We start from the raw sequence: 20,410 nt of genomic DNA, 5'->3' as shown, positions 1-20,410 counted from the left end.
ACCCGAAGAGTAAGCCATTACGAATTTAATGAATGAAACAATAGCCTTGAATAGTGCAATTGGAGTATGTATTTAAAAGCAATCTTTTGGTAGATATTCCAATTTCACAGTTTATGGACACCCATCAAATCTCTTCTATTTTAGAAAAAATAAAAACCGTTAAAGTAGCTGTCTATGGCGACTTCTGTTTGGATGCGTATTGGATCATGGATACGCGTAAATCGGAGGTTTCAATCGAAACGGGTCTGCAAGCAGAGGCCGTCGAAAAGCATTACTATTCGCCCGGAGGTGCTGCCAATGTAGTAGCCAATCTCGCTGCTTTGACACCCGCTCAACTAAAGGTAATTGGCGTAGTAGGCGATGATATTTATGGCCGCGAACTCACCGCTCAACTCCAGCATCTGGGTGCCGATACAAGCTCTCTTATTATTCAAAAAGAGCATTTTCAAACTTATTCTTATCTAAAAAGATACGTAGAAGGCGTAGAAGAACCTCGCATTGATTTTGGGGTTTATAACCGCCGCACCGAAGAAACGGATTATAAAATACTCGCTGGCTTAGAAGAAGCTCTCCAAACTTACGACGCCCTCATTTTCAATCAGCAAGTACTTGGAAGTATCACTAACGAGTCATTTATAGAAAAAGCCAACGACCTTTTCAGTGAATACACTGACAAAATCATTCTAGTTGACTCGCGTCATTTCAACGACCGTTTTTCTAACGTATATCGTAAAGTGAACGATACAGAAGCCGCTCATCTCAACGGCGTACAAGTAGAGCCTCGTACCATGCTTCCAAGAACGGATGTGCTCCATTATGGTCAATCTCTTTTCCAACAATCCCAAAAACCAGTATTTGTGACCTGTGGTGCAAGAGGCATTACGGCCTTCGACAAGGAAGGTTCGCACGAGTTTCCGGGCTTGCAGCTCACTTCCCAACTCGATACCGTAGGTGCGGGCGATACCGTCATTAGCGCCATTACGTTGTGTTTGGCGGCGGGGATAACTCCTGCCGAAGCGGCACAATTTGCCAATTTTGCGGCGGCGGTTACGGTACAAAAATTATTTATTACGGGTACGGCCAATGCCGAAGAAATCTTGGCAATCAGCAAAGACCCCAATTATGTTTATCAACCTGATTTGGCCGAAAATCCCCGCCAAGCGGTGTATTTGCCCGGCACCGAAACCGAGCTATGCGACCCTGCGGTTTTGGACAAACTCGGCCACATCAAATATGCTGTCTTTGACCACGATGGTACAATCAGCACGTTACGCCACGGTTGGGAAGAAATCATGGAACCTGTGATGATGAAAGCGATTTTGGGAGATTCATACGATACTATCGACCAAGCGGGTTTCAATAAAGTAAAGCGACAAGTACAGGAGTTCATCCACAAAACCACTGGTATTCAGACCATTTACCAAATGGAAGGGCTGGTCAATATGGTACGCGAAGCAGGTTATGTCCCCGAAGACAAGATTTTGGATAAGTTCCAATACAAAGAAATTTATAATGATGGCTTGATGGAGTTGGTCAACAAACGCCTCGCCAAACTGCAAGCAGGTGAGCTTGACTGGGAAGATTATACCATGAAAGGAGCGGTAGCCTTCTTGAAAGAATTGCAAGCAAGAGGTGTGGTGATGTATCTGGCAAGTGGCACAGACGTAGATGATGTTCGCAACGAAGCTACCGTGTTGGGTTATGCTGATTTGTTTGATGGCGGTATTTATGGTGCTTTACGCGAATACACCAAGTTTTCTAAAAAGATGATTATTGAACGTATCATCCGCGACAACAATCTCAACGGCAATGAACTAGCTGTATTTGGAGATGGTCCCGACGAAATCCGCGAAGGACGCCGCTTTGGAGGAATCTCGGTAGGAATTACGAGCAATGAAGTGCAACGGCATGGTCACAACCTCGACAAACGCCCCCGCCTCGTGAAAGCGGGCGCGCAACTTATCATCCCCGATTTCTCACAATACCAAAAACTCATTAGCCTTTTGTTTAAAGAAGCAGAAGTATCCGAAACTGTCTAAACCTGCCCTCTCCTTGCCCAGGAGAGGGTTCCTTTTTTTATACCTGATTTCACAAAAACTTCTCTTCAAAAATCAGTCTCTTATTTGCCTACGATGTTTAAAAATACATTTCTACAGTTACTCACTTTTGGCATTTGTGCCTCTTTTTTTCTAGCCTGTTCGTCAGACAAAGGTAGTAAAGACCCCGTCGATTATGTTGACCCTTTCAATGGTACTGACTTTTTTGGTCATACTTTTCCGGGTGCGACCCTTCCCTATGGCATGGTACAGCTCAGTCCCGACCATGATGTAAAAGGGTGGACTTATGCGGCGGGGTATGTTTATTCCGATAGTTCTATTATCGGATTTAGTCATACTCATTTTAGCGGAGTAGGTATGACTACGGGGGGAGATATCTTGGTCATGCCTACCGTAGGCGATAAAGTCCAAACTTCACCGGGAAGCAAAGAAGACCCTGAGTCAGGTTATCGTTCGCGTTATGATAAAAAGGACGAAACTGCATCGCCGGGTTATTATTCAGTATTGCTTAAAGATGGCAATATCAAAGCCGAACTGAGTGCTACTAAACGCGTGGGAGTGCATCGTTATACTTTCCCTGCCTCTCGTAAATCAACTATTTTGGTGGATATTGGCCACGAAATTGGTGGCAATGCCGAAAGCGGCGAATCCTTTGTAAAAATGGTTAATGATTCGACTTTGGAAGGATATAAAGATGCCAACGGTACACCGATTTATTTTGTGGCCAAATTCAATCGTCCTTTTGAATACTACGGCACTTGGGACAACGACTACAAAACGCCCGAATCAGCCGAAGGATATTGGCCTTACAAAAACGAAGAAAAGGGCTTGAACATTGGTTTTTTTGTGGGTTATCAAACCCAAAAAGATGACCAAGTGGTGGTAAAAGTGGCGATTTCGCACGTGAGCGTTGAAGGGGCTCGCAAAAACCTCCAAGCGGAAGTGCCTCATTGGGATTTTGACAAAGTAAAAAATGAAGCCCGCCAAACATGGAACGACGAACTCGGGCGAGTAAGTATTAAAACCGAGAATGAAGCGCAAAAACAGATTTTTTATACTGCTCTTTACCGCAGCTTGCTTGCTCAATACATCAGTCAGGACGTAGACGGCCAATACATGGGTATGGACAAAAAAATCCATAATGCTCAAAACTACGACTTTTATCCTTCGTTTTCGTGCTGGGATACATACCGTAGCCAACACCCTCTACTGACGCTCATTGCGCCCAACCACGTCAATGATTTTATTAAATCTATCGACGCCAAAGCCAAGGAATTTGGGTGGCTTCCCGCCCAACATTTCCGTAATACCTACCGCCCAAGCATGGTAGGCGACCACCTTATACCGGTCATTGTTGACGCCTATTTCAAAGGCTACCGCGATTGGGACATCGAAGCGCTTTATACTGCCATGCGGCGCAAAGCCCTCGAATCTCCCCCCGATAGCATCCCGGCATCGGCGGGTAGAGCAGGTTTGGCGGATTATATTCGACTGGGATATGCTCCTTGCGACCGCACCACCGAGTCGGTACCCAATACCATGGAACTTGCCTATGATGATTGGTGCATCGCTAGGTTGGCCGAGGCATTAGGCAAAAAAGAAGACGCCGCTCTTTTTTACAAACGTGCCCAAAACTACCGCAACGTGTTTGATGCATCTACGGCTTTTATGCGCCCTCGCCGCGAAAATGGAACTTGGCTCGAAGCCCTTGGCAACAACCAACAAGCCATTGATTCGGTAGGAATCCATCATTATTACCGATACTTTGACCCACTCTTGGTAGGACGCCGACCCAACCGCCACTATACGGAGTCCAATGCTTGGCAATATCTGTGGTCGGTACAGCATGACCCCGCTGGCTTAATCCAACTCCTCGGTGGAAATCAAGCTTTTACCCAAAAACTTGATACGTTTTTTAGCATGGATGCGTCCATTACGCCACCCAAGTACGTAGGTGTAGTGGGTACCATTGGTCAATATGTACACGGCAATCAACCCTCACATCACGTGGCATACCTCTACAATTACGCCGCCGCACCTTGGAAAACCCAATATTGGGCGCGGGAGGTCATGGAGCGTTTTTATCGTACAGGTCCCACTGGCTTATGTGGCAATGAAGACATGGGTTCACTCTCGTCGTGGTATATATTAAGTAGCATGGGGATTTATCCTGTTGCCCCTGGAAGTACCCAATATACGATTGGAAGCCCCTTGTTTGATGAGGTAGAATTTAAGGTTAAAGAAAATAAAACGTTTAAAATCATTGCAAAAAACACCTCTTCACAAAATCGCTACATTCAGTCAGCTACGCTCAATGGTCAGCCTTTTGACCGCACTTGGATTGACCATTCTGAAATCATGAAAGGAGGCGAATTGGTTTTTGAAATGGGCGATAAACCCAATCAATCATGGGGGACTCAAAAAAGTGCAGCTCCTTATTCTCAAAGCGCAAAACTTTAAAAACACTTCATCCAACTATGTTTTACAAAACACTCAAAACATGGGTAGTTGCATCTATGGCTATCACACCACTAGTAAGCCATGCCCAGCAAACTTATGCCGAACAACTCGGCTGGCCCAAAGGCGCGAAAGTAGTCATATTTCACGTAGACGACCCCGGTATGTCGTACTCTTCCAATCAAGGGACTATCAAGTCAGTAGAACAAGGCGTAGCCACTTCGTGTAGCATTATGTTTCCTTGTCCTTGGTCGGCGAGTTTTGTGAATTATATTCTGAAGAGCAATCCTAATTTAGATGCAGGAGTACACCTTACGCTTACCTCAGAATGGCGCGATTATCGCTGGACACCCCTGGCGGGCTTTCAGAATGTACCTAGTTTGGTCGACAAAGAAGGCAACATGTGGCACGAAGTAGCCCAAGTTGTCAAGAATGGTACCGCCGACGATGTTGAAAAAGAAATCAGAGCACAAGTTGAGCGTGCCCTTCGCATGGGGCTCAAACCTACTCACCTCGATTCTCACATGGGGACACTCTTTGCACATCAACCTTTTTTGGAAAGATATATCAAAGTAGGGGCTGAGTACGGGATTCCGGTGATGTTTCCGGGCGGCAACAATAAGCTCCTTCGCGAATGTCAGCTTCACCCTGTTATTAAGAAGCTCAAAGCCGAAGGAAAATGGAAAGAAGGTATGCAACTCCCCGACCCTGAACTACTCAAAATGACGGGTCCTGTAGGTCGCAAAATCTGGAGTTTGGGCTTGCCCGTATTAGATGATTTGCACACCATTAGCGGTGATTGGAAACCCGAAACCTCTAATCCTACTCCAGACGAATGGGGCAAATACAAAGCACAAAAATTCATCGAAACGCTAGATGCTATGCAGCCAGGCTTGGCAATGTTTATCATTCATAGTAGCGACATTACGGATGCTTTCAAGCACATCAGTTCTTCTGGTGGCTCACGCTACGCCGATATGCTTTCGATGATGAGTCCAGAACTGAAAGCTCACATTCAATCCAAAGGAATCATCCTCACAACTTGGCGCGAAGTAATGGAACGCCGCAAGAAAGTGAAGTAGAAATTGCAAATGCCCAATTACCCTAACAAGGTTTTGAACTTTGTTAGGGTTTCATGATTTAACAATGATTACATGAAAAAAATAACCTTATTATTATTCCTTTTGAGTTTTTTTGTTGTGCCGTCAATGGTGGCTCAAACCTCCCCTATTGTTCGTCATAATCTCATTTTTACGCCTCAAGAAAAACACGTGCATGGCAGTAGCTTGGTAAGCCTGCCCAATGGCGATTTTCTGGCTGCGTGGTTTTATGGTAGTGGCGAGCGCACCGCCGACGATGTCAAAATCATGGGAGCCCGACTCAAAAAAGGCGAAACTCAATGGAGTGAGCCTTTTGAAATGGCCGATACTCCTCACCTGCCTGATTGTAATCCTGTGTTGTTTCTAAATCAACAAGGCAAACTTTTTTTGGTGTGGATTGCGGTTCAGGCTAATCAATGGGAGCAATCTATTTTGCGCTTCAAAACTTCTACCAATTATACCAAAAGCGGAGCACCCGTCTGGGAATGGCAAGACAATATTTTGCTCAAACCTGATGAGCGTTTTGCCAAAGAAGTAGCTGAGAAGTTTAAAAAACTACCAGAAAACACCGCTGGATGGGCCGGCTATGCACCCAAATACGACGATATGATAATCGAAGCAGCCAAAGACGTCCCTAAGCGAAGCATCGGCTGGATGACCCGCATCAAGCCTTTGCAAATGGATAATGGCCGCATTGTATTGCCCCTTTATTCGGATGGCTACAATTTTTCAATGATGGCGATTTCAGAAGATTTTGGGGCTACTTGGCGGCCTAGTCTCCCACTCGTAGGCCGTGGGCCGATTCAACCCGCGCTGGCCCAACGCAAAAATGGTAACCTCGTAGCTTACCTCCGTGATAGTGGCGACGAACCTACGCGTGTACACATAAGCGAATCGTCAGACAAAGGAGAAAGCTGGGCGGCTTCTACCAAAACAGAGATTCCTAACACGGCAAGCGTAGAACTATTGAATTTGAAAGATGGACGTTGGGCATTTTTAGGAAACGACATCGACGACGGGCGTTATCGCGTAAGCTTATATCTTTCGGACGATGAAGGTAAAACTTGGAAATGGAAAACCCGCCTCGAAGACCACCCCCGCGACAAAAGTGGCTACTCCTATCCTTGTTTGATTCAGACCTCCGATGGGCTTTTGCACATCACTTACTCTCACCACGCCGACAACAAAGCGAAATCAATCAAATACGTGGTTGTGGATCCTCAAAAAATGAAATAACCTAATTAACCACTAAGACACATCCTTAGTGTCTTAGTGGTTAATATAAAATTACTTCTTCATAAGCTTCACCAATTTTCTGGAAATCACCTCATAGCCTGCGTCAGAAGGGTGCAGTCCGTCGTAAGTCATGGCGATTGATTCTACAGGATAAGGATATTCGTCAGTGTCAGGATTGAAAGGCACTTCGATAAAATCAGGATAAGCGTAGTTTTTATATTGCCCTGTTTGCGGGTCTTTGAGCCTTTTGAATTTTACCAGTTTTTTCAACCCCAATTTTTTGTCGTGATATAAGTCCACCACAGGCAACCGTTCGTGCTTTCCAATTTCCTTGATCGCATCCGCAAACTGCTCCAACATCTGCCCTTTCTTCTCTTTGTAGGAGCCGTAAGCATTGTTTTTAAAGTTGGCGATATACACAAAATCAACTCGCTGCATAGGCGTAATCAAAATGATTTTTGCATCAGGATTTAGGCTACGCAATTTATTGATAATCACTCTAAAAGAGCCATATAAAGTACCAAATCCAGTATTGTTTTCATAGTCGGATAAAGTCCCTAAAGGACGACCACCCCACCAATCGTTTGTACCTAAAAAAACAGAATATACATCGGCTTTGACCAAGTTTAAACTTTCTATTTTCTCAGCAATCCGCGCCGCTGTCCAGCCATTGTGCCCTTGGTTGATGTATTGGATATGAGGCAATTGTTCGGTTACCATCGTCATATATCCTTTGGTGACCCGATTGCCCGTCTCATTTTGGTGGTCATTAAGATACGTGATAGAATCTCCAAGTGCCACCCACGTGGTTTTTTCGGTAGAAAATGAACTTAAAATACCTATCAATACTACACATAACAGCCATTTTTTGAGACCCTTTGTTGGATACATATTCATCAAAATTTGTTTTTTAAATTGTTTAGTTTACATGATTTGCATCGGAGACACAGCCCCATTCCGACCCAAATGACCGTTTGAGTCAAGCCATTGCTCATATGTCAGCGATAACGGCGATTTGTTTAAAAGTGTACCAATTTGCACATTTATTTAAAGGCATTATCTTCCATTTTATCCTTACTTGTGACTATAAGGTTCTAGGGTTTGGTTTATCTTCTTTGTTTTTTTCTTTCTTCCAAAATAGCCTACGCAATGAGATGCAGCGTACTATGAATGTTTAGATTTCATTTATTACTAACCAACACCAATATTCCCATTTTATGAAAACCACTTTTTTGTTCTTTAGCGCGTGGTTGTGTGGCGGGGCTTTGTTTGCTCAAAAGCCCAAGCTTCCTGTGCATAAAGACGTGCCATACGTACAAGATTACAGTGTCAAGTATTATTTTCACGAAAACGCTACGCCTCGCAAAGTTTATACCGATCTCAATGGTGTCACAAAAGTATCTGCTCAGGCAGGTTTGTACCAACCTTATGCGGGTCAATTACTGTATCCAGGCACCCTTGAAAAAGACGGCTCATATCGCCCGATTGCTGACAAAAAAATCGCAAATCTTGCTTTATACCAACAGCAATTTGTGATGATAGACGACAAATCCGTATTGAGCGACGCTTGGGCGGGTAAACTATTCCTCAAGCATTCGCTACCTAATGCTTATCTCTTAGCGGGTGGTAAAGACTTTGGCTTTTTGATTTCGGACGGAAAGCAAATCGAATACCTCACCAAAGACGCCCCCTCCACTAAAGAAAGCCTCTCTGAAGTCCTTGATTTGAAGTATGATAGCGCTACGGGCAATTTCTTGATATTGACTCCTACAGGCGTTTATCGTTTTTCAGAAAAAGACAAAAAAGCGCAAAAAATCTACACCGGCACCGACCTTACTTGTTTTGAAGTATTGGCGAGTAAAATCGTTGTCGGCACAAAAAATGGGTATTTAGAATTGGATAAAACGGGCAAAACCCTCACGCCTATCCAACAAAAACTGCCTGGGACTGAGCTTACTTGCATCACCGCAATCGGCAACCAACTGTGGTTTGGCTCTACCGAGGGTGCTTTTATTAAAAAGCCTGACGGCAAATTTAGTTATTATGCTTCTGAGCGCTGGATTCCTTCTAACAAGGTTGTTCATATCGCGGCGGGCGATGAAGGTTCTGTGGTGATTTTGACCGATAAGGGCGTCGGAAAAATTATTTTCACGCCCATGACCTTAGAAGAAAAAGCTCGTTTTTACGAAAAACAAGTTCGCACGCGCCATATTCGCAATGGCTTCAACGGTACGCTGGGCCACATGAAAAACGGCAATCTCTCGACCGGAAGGCTACAAGATTCGGACAACGACGGCCTCTGGACATCGATGTACCTCGGTGGCCAAATCTTCAGATATGCTGCTACCAAAGACCCACAAGCCCTCCAAAACTGCCGCGAATCGCTCGATGCAATGGAGCGCCTCTATACCATCAATGGTGTACCTGGTTTTCCTTCTCGTTCTTTTGAAAGACGTGGTTATAAATACGACGACCAACCCTGGCGCCGCACCGACGACCCCGAATGGGATTGGAAATCTACCACAAGTAGCGATGAAGTGATTGGACACATCTTTGCGTTTGGGGCAATGGCCGAGCTTATCGACGACAAAGACCTCAAATCGCGCTCTATTTCGCTTATTGATACCCTTATGAGTCATGTCATCAAAAATGATATGTACCTCATAGATTGGGACGGCAAGCCTACGCTTTGGGGTAAATGGAACCCTGCTTATGTCAACGGTTTCCCTATCAATGTAGGTGACCGTAAGCTCAATTCTTCCAATATCGTGGCTATGCTTCAAACGGCTTATCACTTTACAAAAAAAGAAAAATACAAAGTCAAGGCTTTTGAACTTATGACGAAGCATGGGTATTACGAAAACCTCATGCGTCCCATGAAAATTATCGGACAAGCTCCCGACAATGCCGACGATTGGAGCAAAAAACTTTCGGGTGATTGGAATCACTCTGACGACGAAATGTACTACATGGGCTACTGGGGCTTGTACAGATATGCATTCAATGATACGCTCAAGACCAATTTCAAAAAGGCAATCGTGGATCATTGGCAGTTTGAACGTCCCGAAAAAGATGGATTGTGGAATATCTTAACGGCAATTACGGGTATTCAAGATTTTGATTTGGAAGAATCGGTTTGGTATCTACAAGAATATCCCCTTGATATGATTGACTGGACGGTAAAAAACAGTCACCGTAAAGACATCGAACTATTACCCCCTAATTTTATCGAACAAACCACCAAAGAAGTGCTTCCTCCTGATGAGTTGGGCATCATTCGCCACAACAATAGCCGTTTTATACTCGACCGCAATGGGCGCGGAAGTTCGGAGATGAGCGCCGGTGATATTTGGCTTTTGCCTTATTGGGCAGGGCGATATTTGGGTGTCATTAGCCCTGCTACTTCAAAAACTGCTGTAAAAAAATAATTGTGCTTTAAACATCTTGGCAAGGCTCCTTCAAGACCTTGCCAAATTTGTTTTTTAGGTTCCAAAACAACTCACCTTATGTTTCTACATACATTTTTGAGACACTTCAAGACATTCCAAGTTTCGCAATCGACACAAACTAAACTTGGAATGTCTATGCCTCTACAAACATTTTTGATGCATGCCAAGACATTCCAAGTTTCGCAATTGACGAAAACTAAACTTGGAATGTCTATTTCTCTACATACATTTTTGAAGCACTTTAAGACATTCCAAGTTTCGCAATTGACGAAAACTAAACTTGGAATGTCTATTTCTCTACATACATTTTTGATGCCCTTCAAGACATTCCAAGTTTCCCAAACCACGAAAACTAAACTTGGAATGTCTATGCCTCTACAAACATTTTTGATGCCCTTCAAGACATTCCAAGTTTCCCAAACCACGAAAACTAAACTTGGAATGTCTATCGTAATCTTAGGAGTCACAAGCAACATTTGGGCTCAATCCACCGCTTACCAAGACTCGCCTTATCTTCAAGATTTTAGTGTAAAATACTATCTACCTGACACCTCGACACAGCTACATAAGGTATTCACAGACAAAAACGGCAAGACCCGTATCAGTTCATCAGTAGGAATATTACAGCCTCACGATGGGCAATTTCAGTACCCTGGCACGCTTCGCTCCGACCGCTCTTATTTACCGATGTTGGACAAAAAAATAACCGACATGGCGGCACATGAGAAGCAGTTTGTTTTTCTGGACGACAAAGCCGTTTTTAGCAATGCATGGGCAGGTCATCTCTATTCAAAACATGAACTTCCAAAAGCAACTCGCTTTGGTAGTGCGCCTGATTTCACTTTTTTGGTTGCAGACGGTAGTAGTTTAAAAATAATAAAAGATTCAAAAACGCTCTCCACCCACCCCTTTTCCAAAGTTCCTTTAGATATTCGTTTTGATAAGAATCAGCGTCGTTTTTTAATTTTAGATACCCAATCCCTCACAACTTATTCCTTGGATAGCAAAGAATTAAAAACAGTATTTACGGGTCAAAGTTTGACATGTATGGCCGTGGGAAACAGTCGGGTGTACGTGGGTACTAAAAACGGTTTTTGGGAACTCGATGCCAATGGCTTTAAGCCCCTAGGAAATCTTCAAACCAAACTTCCTTGTCCTGACCTAACTGCAATAGAAGTCATTAATGGGCAGTTGTGGTTTGGCTCTTCATTAGGTGCCTTTATGCGCCGTAGCGATGGCGGATATAATTATTATTATGGAGAACGTTGGCTTCCGAGCAATCGCGTAGTACACATTTCGGAAGGCGAAAACCAAAACATAAATATCCTAACTACCAAGGGGTTGGGCGAAATTCATTTCCAAAAAATGACGCTTTACGACAAAGCGATGGTTTACGAAAAACAAGTCCGCCAACGCCATATCCGTTATGGATTTAATTGTGATGTCTCGACGCTCAAAAATGGTGATTTATCAACCTTTGAAATGGGACAACGCGACAGCGACAACCTCTGGACTTCAATGTATTTGGTAAGTCAGTTGTTTCGATACAAAGTCACGGGCGATAAAGAAGCCCTCGACAACTGTCTTGAGTCATTTGAAGCGATGCAACGCTTGTTTAGCATCACGGGTATGAAAGGGTATTTTGCCCGAGGTTTTGAACGCCACGGCTATTTCAAATTCAAACCCGAGCGGTGGGACGGCGGCATGACCAACGGCTGGGTCAAATCTTCGGACGAAGAATGGGACTGGCGCGGTACCACAAGCAGCGACCAAACCGTCGGTCAGATGTTTGCCCTTACGCTTTTGGCTCAGAACATGGACGGCGAGGTCAAACAAAAGGCCATTCATCTCATGGATCAATTGATGACCAACATCATCGAAAATGACTGGTATCTCATTGATTTTGACGGCAAACCAACCCTTTGGGGCAAATGGAACCCTGAGTATGTAAATGGTTTCCCAAAAAATGTAGGAGACCGAAAGCTCTATGCCTCCAACATTATCGGTTTTTTACAAACGGCTTACCATTTTACAAAAAAGGAAATCTATAAACAAAAAGCCTACGAACTCATGAACAAGCACGGCTATCTCGAAAACCTGCTGCGTCCTATGAAAGAAATAGGTCAAGTGACAGAATCGGATGGAAAACTAGCCGCTGAGCTTTCTGAAGAGTGGAATCACTCCGACGACGAAATGTACTTTTTGGCCTATTGGTGTTTGTATCCTTACGCCTTTACACCCGAACTCAAAAAGCAATATTTTACGGCTATCAAAGAGCATTGGGATATGGAGCGTCCCGAAAAAAACGGTCTTTGGAATCTCTGTTATGCCATGACAGGCGCCAAAGAATTTGATAAAGCAGAAACTATCTGGTTTTTGAAGGAATTTCCGTTGGATATGATTGAATGGCAAGTAATCAATAGCCACCGCAAGGATATTGAGACCGTTCCTGCTAATTTTAGAGGGCAAACGATTACCAAAGTACTCCCTCCTGACGAACGACCTGAACTAAAACATAATCGTAATCTTTTCAAACTCGACCGAACCGCCAACGGACAAAGCGAGCTGAGTGCAGGCGATTCGTTTTTGTTGCCTTACTGGATGGGAAGATATTTGAAAGTAATCAGTGCCCCAACTCATTGATACATATTCCATGACACCACAAAACTTTTTTTCACTTCCCAAAGCTCGTCCTCTCACTTCAGTGAAGTGGGCTTTGGCTTTTCCTCTTTTTTTTACCATGTATTCCTGCGATGATTCGACCTACTTACCCGAAAAACAACTCACGAATGATTTGAGTTATCACCACGACTTGGACAATAATGACAATTTTTCACCTGATAATCAATGGCTTGTCTATGACACTCGTACCGACGATGGCGGGATAGCTGCATCAGCTAAAATCGAAAAAGTCAACGTAAATACTGGCGAAAAAAAAGTGCTTTATGCCCTTCCTCAAAATCAAGAATGGGGCCCCGGAGCGGGAGCTGTAAGTTATTCACCCGTTGACCATGCCGTGGTATTTATCCATGGTTTGATGAGCGTTACCAAAGACAACCCCTATCAACAATGGCGGCGTACGGGGGTGATTATCAATGAAATTGCGCCCAACAAACCCGTATTTATGGATGCGCGCGACATCACACCGCCTTATACCAAAGGCGCCCTGCGGGGTGGCACACACCGCCACGAATGGAGTGGTGATGGCCAATGGATTGGCTATACTTACAATGATGCCGTCTTGAAAGCCTTGGAAGATAGCACTGGTCAAAAGCATAATTTACGTACCATTGGTGTCTCCAAACGAAACATGTCCGTTTCTCTAGAAAAAGATGCCGCAGGCGAAAATGTATCAGGAACATGGTATAGTGTTTTGGTAGTAAGAGTCACTCCGACACCCTCACCTGGCTCCGACGAAATCAGTCATGCGGCAGGAGACAGTTGGGTAGGCAAAAATGGTTATCTCAAACCTGATGGGACGCGCCAACTTGCGCGTGCTTTTATCGGAAAAGTAAAAGATAAAAACGGCAAGGATGTAGACGAAGTTTTCATCGTAGATATTCCTGAAAAAATTGATGAACCCGGCGAATCTGGCCCGCTTGAAGGTACGGATATGACCTTTCCGATGCCACCCAAAGGGACTGTACAACGACGCCTTACCTTCACAGCCACTACTCCCCAATCAGGTTGTACAGGAATTGTTCGCTCTTCGCCCGATGGTAGTATCCTTGCTTTTTTGGCCAAAGATGCCCAAGGCGTTCAACAAATTTTTACGATATTGCCTCAAGGAGGCACCCCTACTCAGCTCACTTTTCATCCAAAAAACGTAGAAGGAAGCGTAAGGTGGCACCCGAGTGGTGAACTATTGACCTATGTATATGACGGAAGTATTGTAGTTTGCCAAATCGGTACAGAGCCTTTTGAGCAGCGTCTCAATGTACTCACCAAACCCACCTCTCCTTCTCCTTCCAACTTAGTATGGTCGCACGATGGAAAAACTTTAGCGTTCAATCGGACTTTGACCAATTCCGAAGGACATTCTTCAAAACAAATATTTACGATTACCCCTACATTTTCTAAAAAGTAGCGGTCTAATTAGGGGCTAAAAGCAACTTAAAAGGGCGGTTCTTCGTTTAAACAAAGAACTGAATCCATGTTTTTAGCCCCATTGTGTATGAAATTCTTCAAACATTACTTTTACTACCTTTCGTTTGCTGTAGTGGTATTGCTGAGTGGTTGTAGTAAAAACTCCTCTGACCCCACCCCCGAGAATCAATACCTTGTAAGTAGCACTCTTGTTGGTGAGTTTTCAAAAGAGCAATTAGCGCAACGCATTGCCGCAGGCGACCCTTCTTTGGGTGCTATTGCTCCTTTTATCCAAAATGGAATTAAGGTGTATAAATTGGTTTACAAAACCAAAAACACCGACGGCAAAGAAATTGAAGCTTCTGGCGCATTTTTGTTTCCTGTCAAAACAGGCACCATGCCGATGATTAGCGTACAGCACGGTACGATTCGTACCGATCAAGAAGCCCCTTCCTATTTTGGAGCAAACAGCGAGGCCAACATCGCCGGTTCGCTATTTGCAGCCTTAGGTTATATCATTGCTTATCCTGATTATATTGGGTATGGAGCCTCCAACAGCGTTCCGCATCCCTACGAACATCGCGCTAGTTTGGCGTCAGCCTGTTTGGATATGCTAAGAGCTTCCAAAGAATTTATGCGTGAACAAAATATTGCTTGGGACGAGCGTCTTTATCTCGCCGGTTATTCAGCAGGAGGATTTGCGACGATGTCATTACAGAAAAAAATAGAGGAAGAAGCAAAAAGCGAATTCAATTTACGTGCCTCTAGCTGCGGAGCAGGTGCTTATGATAAAACCGCCTTCATGAAGTATCTCATTAGCACCAAAACCTCTGGCAATGTAAGCTCTAATCAGCTTTACCTCTGGGTTACTCTCACTTACGACCGTATTTATAATCTCAATCGCCCCGTCTCCCAATATTTCAAAGACCCTTGGGCGGGTCTGATTCAAACAAATAAAGAGAATGCGTCTATCAACGTAAGTTTTAATACCATTTTTGCAGATGCCTTTGTCAAAGGCATTGCCGATGGCACTGATACTGCTTTTTTGAATGCCGTCAAAGACAATGATGTTTATGATTGGAAACCCAATACCCCTACCCGTTTATTTCATGGTACCGCCGACCAACTCGTGTTTTATTTCAATTCTGAAAACGCCGTTAAAGCCATGAAAGCACGCGGAGCTACCAATGTAGAGCTAGTTCCTATCAATGGCGCCGACCACGGCACCGCCGTTCAAGAATTTCTCCTAAAAACATACCAATTCTTTAATACCATTCAATAATTAAGGAAGTATATCTTCATAAAAAAAGCCGTTAAAGATTGAAAACAACTTTAACGGCTTTTGTATTTACAAACTTAGTTTTATCTCATTTTCGACTTAAACTCCTCCAAAATCTTCTCTTTCATCGTAATCTTACGACGTTGGATATTGATTTTACCCATCATCTGACGTTCAGCTTCAGGATCGGCAGGCATATTTTGAGCACTTGCGATAGTGACATCCAAATCTGCTTTTTCACGTTTGATAAGCCATTCCATTTCACGGGTTTTGATAGCAAGCTGGTCTTCCTCGGTTCTGATTTCGAAGGCCGGATACTTACGCGAAATCACCCGTGCCAAATAGCTCAATTCAAAGATTTTATCACAAGCAGAACGGAATCTTTCAGCTACCATTTTATCTCCGATTCTGGGTGGAAGCCTAATTTCTTTCCATTGATTAAGCAATACTTTGGCTCTTTCGGCAGCTTGTATAATGTCGTTTGAGCGGGCCAATTGTTCAGCTTCGCGGCACATTTCACGTTGCTTCGTCACCATTGGATGTTCTCTGTTTTCGACCACAATCCCCTTAACGCGATTGTATTTGTCAATAATCCGTTGGTTAGAACGCTTAAACTGCTTGTACAACTTTGCCGAACGCTTCACCGGAATCTCTCCTACATCTTTCCATTCGGCCCGAATCTGACGCAATTGCCGGCTTGCTTCTTCTACATCATACATCCTGACAAGCATGTCAGACTTAGCGATAAGCTCTGTATAGCGCTCAATGCGGTCAGCGATGATCCGATTTTGTTCGGAGAAGAAATCACGACGTTGTTGAAAAAATAGGTCTAATAGTTGCTGAAAAGTACCTTCTATTTCGTCTTGGTACTCTTTGTCAACTGGTCCCGTCCGAATCCACTTAGATTTAATTTCTTGAAGTTCGTCCGTTGCTGCTTGCCAGTCATCATTGACGACTGTCACCGCGCGCGTCTCATCCAAAAGCGCTCGTTTGATTTCTAGATTTTTTTCTTGGTTGGTTTTAATCAATCCTTCCAAGACTTCTTCCATTTTGTCGAGTCGTTCGAGTAGGGGTACAAAATCTCCAAGGCCGTCAAAGCTTAGTAGCTTTTTTCGCAATTGTACCAGCTTTGTCAAATAAGAGCCCTTGTTTTGAGCCTCTTCGACATCTTTTTCAAGCTGTTCTACTTTACCAGAAGCAATTTTAAAACGGTTCTTGAAATAATCGATGGCTTCTTGTTCAGTACGTTTTACTTCTCCAATTTGGCGGTCTGGGTTACCTAAATACCCTTTTAAGAATACTTTGCCGTCTTTGACATAGCCGTATTCGTCCATTAAGGTGGCGTTTTCCATTACAATCTTACTTTTTTATCTGCTTTTGAAGGTTTGGTGGGAACAAAGTTAAATGTTATGTCTTACAATGTTAAAAGAAAAAACCAATAGCTTTTAAGTTTTAACAATAAACTCTCATTTTTAACGATATTTGCCAACTACAAATTAAGCAAAAAATGAGCAACGAAACTATTATTTTCTCAATGTCAGGGGTAAGTAAAACAATTCCCCCCAATCGTCAAATCATCAAAAACATTTATTTATCGTTTTTTTATGGTGCTAAAATTGGTGTTTTAGGTCTCAATGGAGCTGGAAAATCGACACTTCTTCGCATCATCGCGGGTATAGATAAAAATTATACGGGAGAAGTGGTATTCTCACCAGGGTATTCTGTAGGCATGCTTGAGCAAGAGCCTAAGTTTGATTCTACCAAAACTGTACTAGAGGTTGTGCAAGAAGGAACGCAAGAAGTGGTAGATTTATTGAAAGAATTTGAACAAATTAACGAAGCTTTTGGCGAACCTGATGCCGATTTTGACAAATTGCTTGAGCGCCAAGGAGAAGTACAAGAAAAACTTGATACGCTAGACGCGTGGGATTTGGACAACAAGCTCGAGCGCGCTATGGATGCTCTTCGTTGCCCGCCCTCAGAGGCGTTGATTGGTACGCTGTCGGGTGGAGAAAAGCGCCGTGTAGCCCTTTGCCGACTGCTCCTCCAAAAACCCGACGTACTCTTGCTTGACGAACCTACCAACCACTTGGATGCCGAATCTGTATTGTGGTTGGAAGAACACTTACGCCAATATGAAGGTACGGTCATCGCCGTTACGCACGACCGTTATTTCCTAGACAATGTGGCAGGCTGGATTTTGGAGCTTGACCGAGGCGAGGGAATCCCTTGGAAAGGTAACTACTCATCGTGGCTCGACCAAAAACAACAACGCTTAGCCAAAGAAGAAAAACAGGAATCAAAGCGACAAAAAACCCTTCAACGCGAGTTGGAATGGGTTCGGATGGCTCCCAAAGCCCGCCAAGCCAAATCCAAAGCTCGTCTGAGTGCCTACGAACGGCTACTCGACGAAGATGGCAAACAAAAAGAAGAGAAATTGGAACTATACATTCCGTCGGGGCCACGCTTGGGCAACAAGGTGATTGAAATGGAAGGCGTTTCCAAGGCATTTGGAGACAAGATTTTGTTCGAAAATCTTACATTTTCACTTCCACCTGCGGGGATAGTGGGGATTATTGGACCCAATGGCGCGGGAAAATCGACTCTATTTAAACTCATTACTCAACAAGAAAAACCCGATAGCGGCACTATCACTATCGGCGAAACGGTACAAATTGCGTATGCAGACCAAGAGCATAATCAATTAGACCCTAATAAGACAGTGTATCAGCAAATCTCGGAAGGGAATGAATGGATCATGCTCGGCGGAAAACAATCAAACGCTCGTGCTTATGTGAGTCGATTTAATTTTACGGGAAGCGACCAAGAAAAGAAAATAGGTAATCTCTCTGGTGGAGAGCGAAACCGTGTGCACTTGGCTATGATGCTCAAAGAAGGTGGCAACGTACTGCTACTCGACGAACCTACCAACGACCTAGATGTCAACACATTGAGAGCGTTGGAAGAAGGTCTGGAAAACTTTGCGGGCTGCGCAGTGATTATCTCCCACGACCGTTGGTTCTTAGATCGTTTGTGTACTCATATTTTAGCTTTTGAAGGGAATTCGCAAGTTTATTGGTTTGAAGGCAACTTCAGTGACTACGAAGAAAATCGTCGCAAACGCTTAGGAAATGAGGCGACACCTACTCGTATTAAGTACAAAAAATTGATGGCTTAGCCTATTGATAATCCACCTTTCTAAGTGTAAAAAATTACACTTAGAAAGGGATTTCAAGGTATTTTTTCGCAGGTAGAGCTACAAGTCACGTTTGTATTAAGTGTTTCGGACACCAAAGGGCCATATTCTACTACCAGCATCGCTCCACTGAATCGTCCTGTACCTGTCAATTGATTTTTTGGATCTGCACTGCTACCATCATCAAGTATGGTAAAATAGTCGCCCGTTACTTTGGCTTTTACTGACCTATAACCACTTCGGGCGGGTTCTTCGATGATTCCGATGAGCTGTAGGATGTCTTTAGAACCTGGCTCTACGGCCACGATACCGTCAGTCCATTCTTTGCGATTCAAATCCGAACATAGCCGTTTTACCTTGTAATAACCAATAAACTTGTCGCGGTCAAGGGTAGGTTCTTTGCTGCACATTGCCATTCCTATACCCATCACAAGCCATAGAAGTCGTTTTATCATAAGAATCTTTGTTGTAGTTTAAGGTTTATTTTTCTCTAAATACGAACAAACCCTCTCTACCGTTTCATCCAAAGTAGTATACTCAAAATTTAGCGTGTTTTTTATTTTTTTCCCGTCAAAAATCAGTTTGGTACGGGCGGTTTTGGCAGTTTCTTTTGTGATGAGCGGGCGGCTCCCCGTGAGCCAAGACCGTGCCGCTTCAAAACGCCATATCACCTCCGCCAACAGCGCTGATACTGCCTTCGAAGGTGCTTTTTTACCGAAACCGCTGGCTATCTTACCAAACAATTCTTGATAAGTAGTGTATCCGCCGCTCAAAATAAAACGCTCGTTTTTGATGTCAGAAAAAAGCAACTTCACTACAGCACTAGCCACGTCAGCTACGTCTACATAATTGATAAGTCCTTGCGTATAGTACTGTTTTTCGTCATATACATATTTAAAAAGCTGGGTACTACTACGCTGCCAGTCTCCCTCCCCTAGCACTACACTAGGATTGACTACCACCGCATCTAAGCCCTCTGCTACTGCACGCCAGACTTCTAACTCAGCCAAATATTTACTTTTCCCATAATGAGAATTTAGGGGAGATTCTTCCCATTTTTGTTCCTCATTGATGGTCGTAATCCCGCTGTTCATCATCCGAGGGTCTGGGCGACCTAAAGCTGCTACCGAACTAACAAAAGCTAGCTTTTTTACTTTTGATTCAAGAGCAGTATTGACGACATTGGCCGTACCCGCTACATTGACATGAAACATTTGAGGGCGGTCTCGTGGCGTAAACGACACTACCGCAGCTGTGTGTATCACATACGCAACCTCTTTCATGGCTTCTTCTAGCGACAATACATCTAGCACATCTCCTTCAACCCATTCGACTCGTGATTCGATATCCCTAATAAAATGAAAGTTGCTTTCAGGACGACGTAGCCCCCTCACAGTATAGCCTTCTTGTAATAAAAGGCGAGCGATAGCGCCACCAATCAGGCCATTAGCGCCCGTAACCAAAATCCGTAATGAAGAATCTGCTAAACTTTTCAAAAAATTGCTCGTTTGTTATTTTTACCTTTGCAAAGGTAAATAATATACCGCCAC

At 43.8% G+C, this 20,410-nt stretch carries 13 protein-coding genes; 9 read left to right on the top strand and 4 right to left on the bottom strand.

Features of this window, described 5'->3' with window-relative positions:
• The first annotated feature begins 113 nt into the window (after nt 1-113).
• From P1X15_RS05995 to P1X15_RS05980, 4 genes are all read left to right on the top strand, one after another.
• Complete coding sequence (locus P1X15_RS05995; protein WP_277337240.1) at nt 114-2,039, top strand: PfkB family carbohydrate kinase; 1,926 nt, start codon at nt 114-116, stop codon at nt 2,037-2,039.
• A gap of 93 nt (nt 2,040-2,132) precedes the next feature.
• The gene (locus P1X15_RS05990) at nt 2,133-4,517 is read left to right on the top strand and encodes a GH92 family glycosyl hydrolase (RefSeq protein WP_277337239.1); all 2,385 of its coding nucleotides are present in this window, start codon (nt 2,133-2,135) and stop codon (nt 4,515-4,517) included.
• Nucleotides 4,518-4,534: 17 nt separating this feature from the next.
• Nucleotides 4,535-5,596: a polysaccharide deacetylase family protein gene (locus P1X15_RS05985; RefSeq protein WP_277337238.1), complete on the top strand. Its 1,062-nt coding sequence runs from the start codon at nt 4,535-4,537 to the stop codon at nt 5,594-5,596.
• Between the two features lie 72 nt (nt 5,597-5,668).
• Nucleotides 5,669-6,850, top strand: a complete 1,182-nt coding sequence (locus P1X15_RS05980) for an exo-alpha-sialidase (protein WP_277337237.1) — start codon at nt 5,669-5,671, stop codon at nt 6,848-6,850.
• A gap of 51 nt (nt 6,851-6,901) precedes the next feature.
• Here P1X15_RS05980 and P1X15_RS05975 read toward each other — a convergent pair whose 3' ends face one another.
• Nucleotides 6,902-7,741, bottom strand: coding sequence for an SGNH/GDSL hydrolase family protein (locus tag P1X15_RS05975; RefSeq protein ID WP_277337236.1), 840 nt, complete (start codon nt 7,739-7,741; stop codon nt 6,902-6,904).
• 326 nt (nt 7,742-8,067) lie between these two features.
• On the opposite strand from P1X15_RS05975, the gene P1X15_RS05970 reads away from it, so the two are divergent.
• The 4 genes from P1X15_RS05970 to P1X15_RS05955 all read left to right on the top strand — a co-directional run bounded on the left by P1X15_RS05970 (nt 8,068) and on the right by P1X15_RS05955 (nt 15,667).
• The gene (locus P1X15_RS05970; protein WP_277337235.1) at nt 8,068-10,278 is read left to right on the top strand and encodes a hypothetical protein; all 2,211 of its coding nucleotides are present in this window, start codon (nt 8,068-8,070) and stop codon (nt 10,276-10,278) included.
• A 462-nt stretch (nt 10,279-10,740) separates the two neighbouring features.
• Entirely contained in the window at nt 10,741-12,942 is a 2,202-nt protein-coding gene (locus tag P1X15_RS05965; RefSeq protein ID WP_277337234.1) for a hypothetical protein, read from the top strand.
• 10 nt (nt 12,943-12,952) lie between these two features.
• The gene (locus tag P1X15_RS05960) at nt 12,953-14,386 is read left to right on the top strand and encodes a DUF3748 domain-containing protein (RefSeq protein ID WP_277337233.1); all 1,434 of its coding nucleotides are present in this window, start codon (nt 12,953-12,955) and stop codon (nt 14,384-14,386) included.
• 87 nt (nt 14,387-14,473) lie between these two features.
• Nucleotides 14,474-15,667 carry a S9 family peptidase gene (locus P1X15_RS05955; RefSeq protein ID WP_277337232.1) on the top strand — a complete coding sequence of 398 codons (1,194 nt, stop codon included), beginning with the start codon at nt 14,474-14,476 and terminating at the stop codon, nt 15,665-15,667.
• Nucleotides 15,668-15,747: 80 nt separating this feature from the next.
• Here P1X15_RS05955 and P1X15_RS05950 read toward each other — a convergent pair whose 3' ends face one another.
• On the bottom strand, nt 15,748-17,016 hold the full coding sequence (locus P1X15_RS05950; protein WP_277337231.1) for a DUF349 domain-containing protein: 1,269 nt from the start codon (nt 17,014-17,016) through the stop codon (nt 15,748-15,750).
• A gap of 155 nt (nt 17,017-17,171) precedes the next feature.
• Between P1X15_RS05950 and ettA the strand changes: the two genes are divergently transcribed.
• Nucleotides 17,172-18,842, top strand: a complete 1,671-nt coding sequence (ettA, locus tag P1X15_RS05945; RefSeq protein ID WP_277337230.1) for an energy-dependent translational throttle protein EttA — start codon at nt 17,172-17,174, stop codon at nt 18,840-18,842.
• Between the two features lie 53 nt (nt 18,843-18,895).
• On the opposite strand, the gene P1X15_RS05940 is transcribed toward ettA, so the two are convergent.
• Complete coding sequence (locus P1X15_RS05940) at nt 18,896-19,315, bottom strand: hypothetical protein (protein WP_277337229.1); 420 nt, start codon at nt 19,313-19,315, stop codon at nt 18,896-18,898.
• Nucleotides 19,316-19,333: 18 nt separating this feature from the next.
• A complete protein-coding gene (locus P1X15_RS05935) occupies nt 19,334-20,356 on the bottom strand; it encodes an SDR family NAD(P)-dependent oxidoreductase (protein ID WP_277337228.1) in 1,023 nt (340 codons plus the stop codon).
• Between the last annotated feature and the right edge of the window lie 54 nt (nt 20,357-20,410).

This window comes from Runella sp. MFBS21, from assembly GCF_029433105.1.
Taxonomy (GTDB): Bacteria; Bacteroidota; Bacteroidia; order Cytophagales; family Spirosomataceae; genus Runella.
This window is presented reverse-complemented; position numbering and strand designations above follow the sequence as displayed.

What these genes read in the sequence shown, in the direction of transcription:
- P1X15_RS05940 (WP_277337229.1), bottom strand. Translation starts at nt 19,315, where the DNA reads ATGATAAAACGACTTCTATGGCTTGTGATGGGTATAGGAATGGCAATG.
- P1X15_RS05970 (WP_277337235.1), top strand. Translation starts at nt 8,068, where the DNA reads ATGAAAACCACTTTTTTGTTCTTTAGCGCGTGGTTGTGTGGCGGGGCT.
- P1X15_RS05955 (WP_277337232.1), top strand. Translation starts at nt 14,474, where the DNA reads ATGAAATTCTTCAAACATTACTTTTACTACCTTTCGTTTGCTGTAGTG.
- P1X15_RS05980 (WP_277337237.1), top strand. Translation starts at nt 5,669, where the DNA reads ATGAAAAAAATAACCTTATTATTATTCCTTTTGAGTTTTTTTGTTGTG.
- P1X15_RS05995 (WP_277337240.1), top strand. Translation starts at nt 114, where the DNA reads ATGGACACCCATCAAATCTCTTCTATTTTAGAAAAAATAAAAACCGTT.
- P1X15_RS05975 (WP_277337236.1), bottom strand. Translation starts at nt 7,741, where the DNA reads ATGTATCCAACAAAGGGTCTCAAAAAATGGCTGTTATGTGTAGTATTG.
- P1X15_RS05965 (WP_277337234.1), top strand. Translation starts at nt 10,741, where the DNA reads ATGTCTATCGTAATCTTAGGAGTCACAAGCAACATTTGGGCTCAATCC.
- P1X15_RS05950 (WP_277337231.1), bottom strand. Translation starts at nt 17,016, where the DNA reads ATGGAAAACGCCACCTTAATGGACGAATACGGCTATGTCAAAGACGGC.
- ettA (WP_277337230.1), top strand. Translation starts at nt 17,172, where the DNA reads ATGAGCAACGAAACTATTATTTTCTCAATGTCAGGGGTAAGTAAAACA.
- P1X15_RS05985 (WP_277337238.1), top strand. Translation starts at nt 4,535, where the DNA reads ATGTTTTACAAAACACTCAAAACATGGGTAGTTGCATCTATGGCTATC.
- P1X15_RS05960 (WP_277337233.1), top strand. Translation starts at nt 12,953, where the DNA reads ATGACACCACAAAACTTTTTTTCACTTCCCAAAGCTCGTCCTCTCACT.
- P1X15_RS05990 (WP_277337239.1), top strand. Translation starts at nt 2,133, where the DNA reads ATGTTTAAAAATACATTTCTACAGTTACTCACTTTTGGCATTTGTGCC.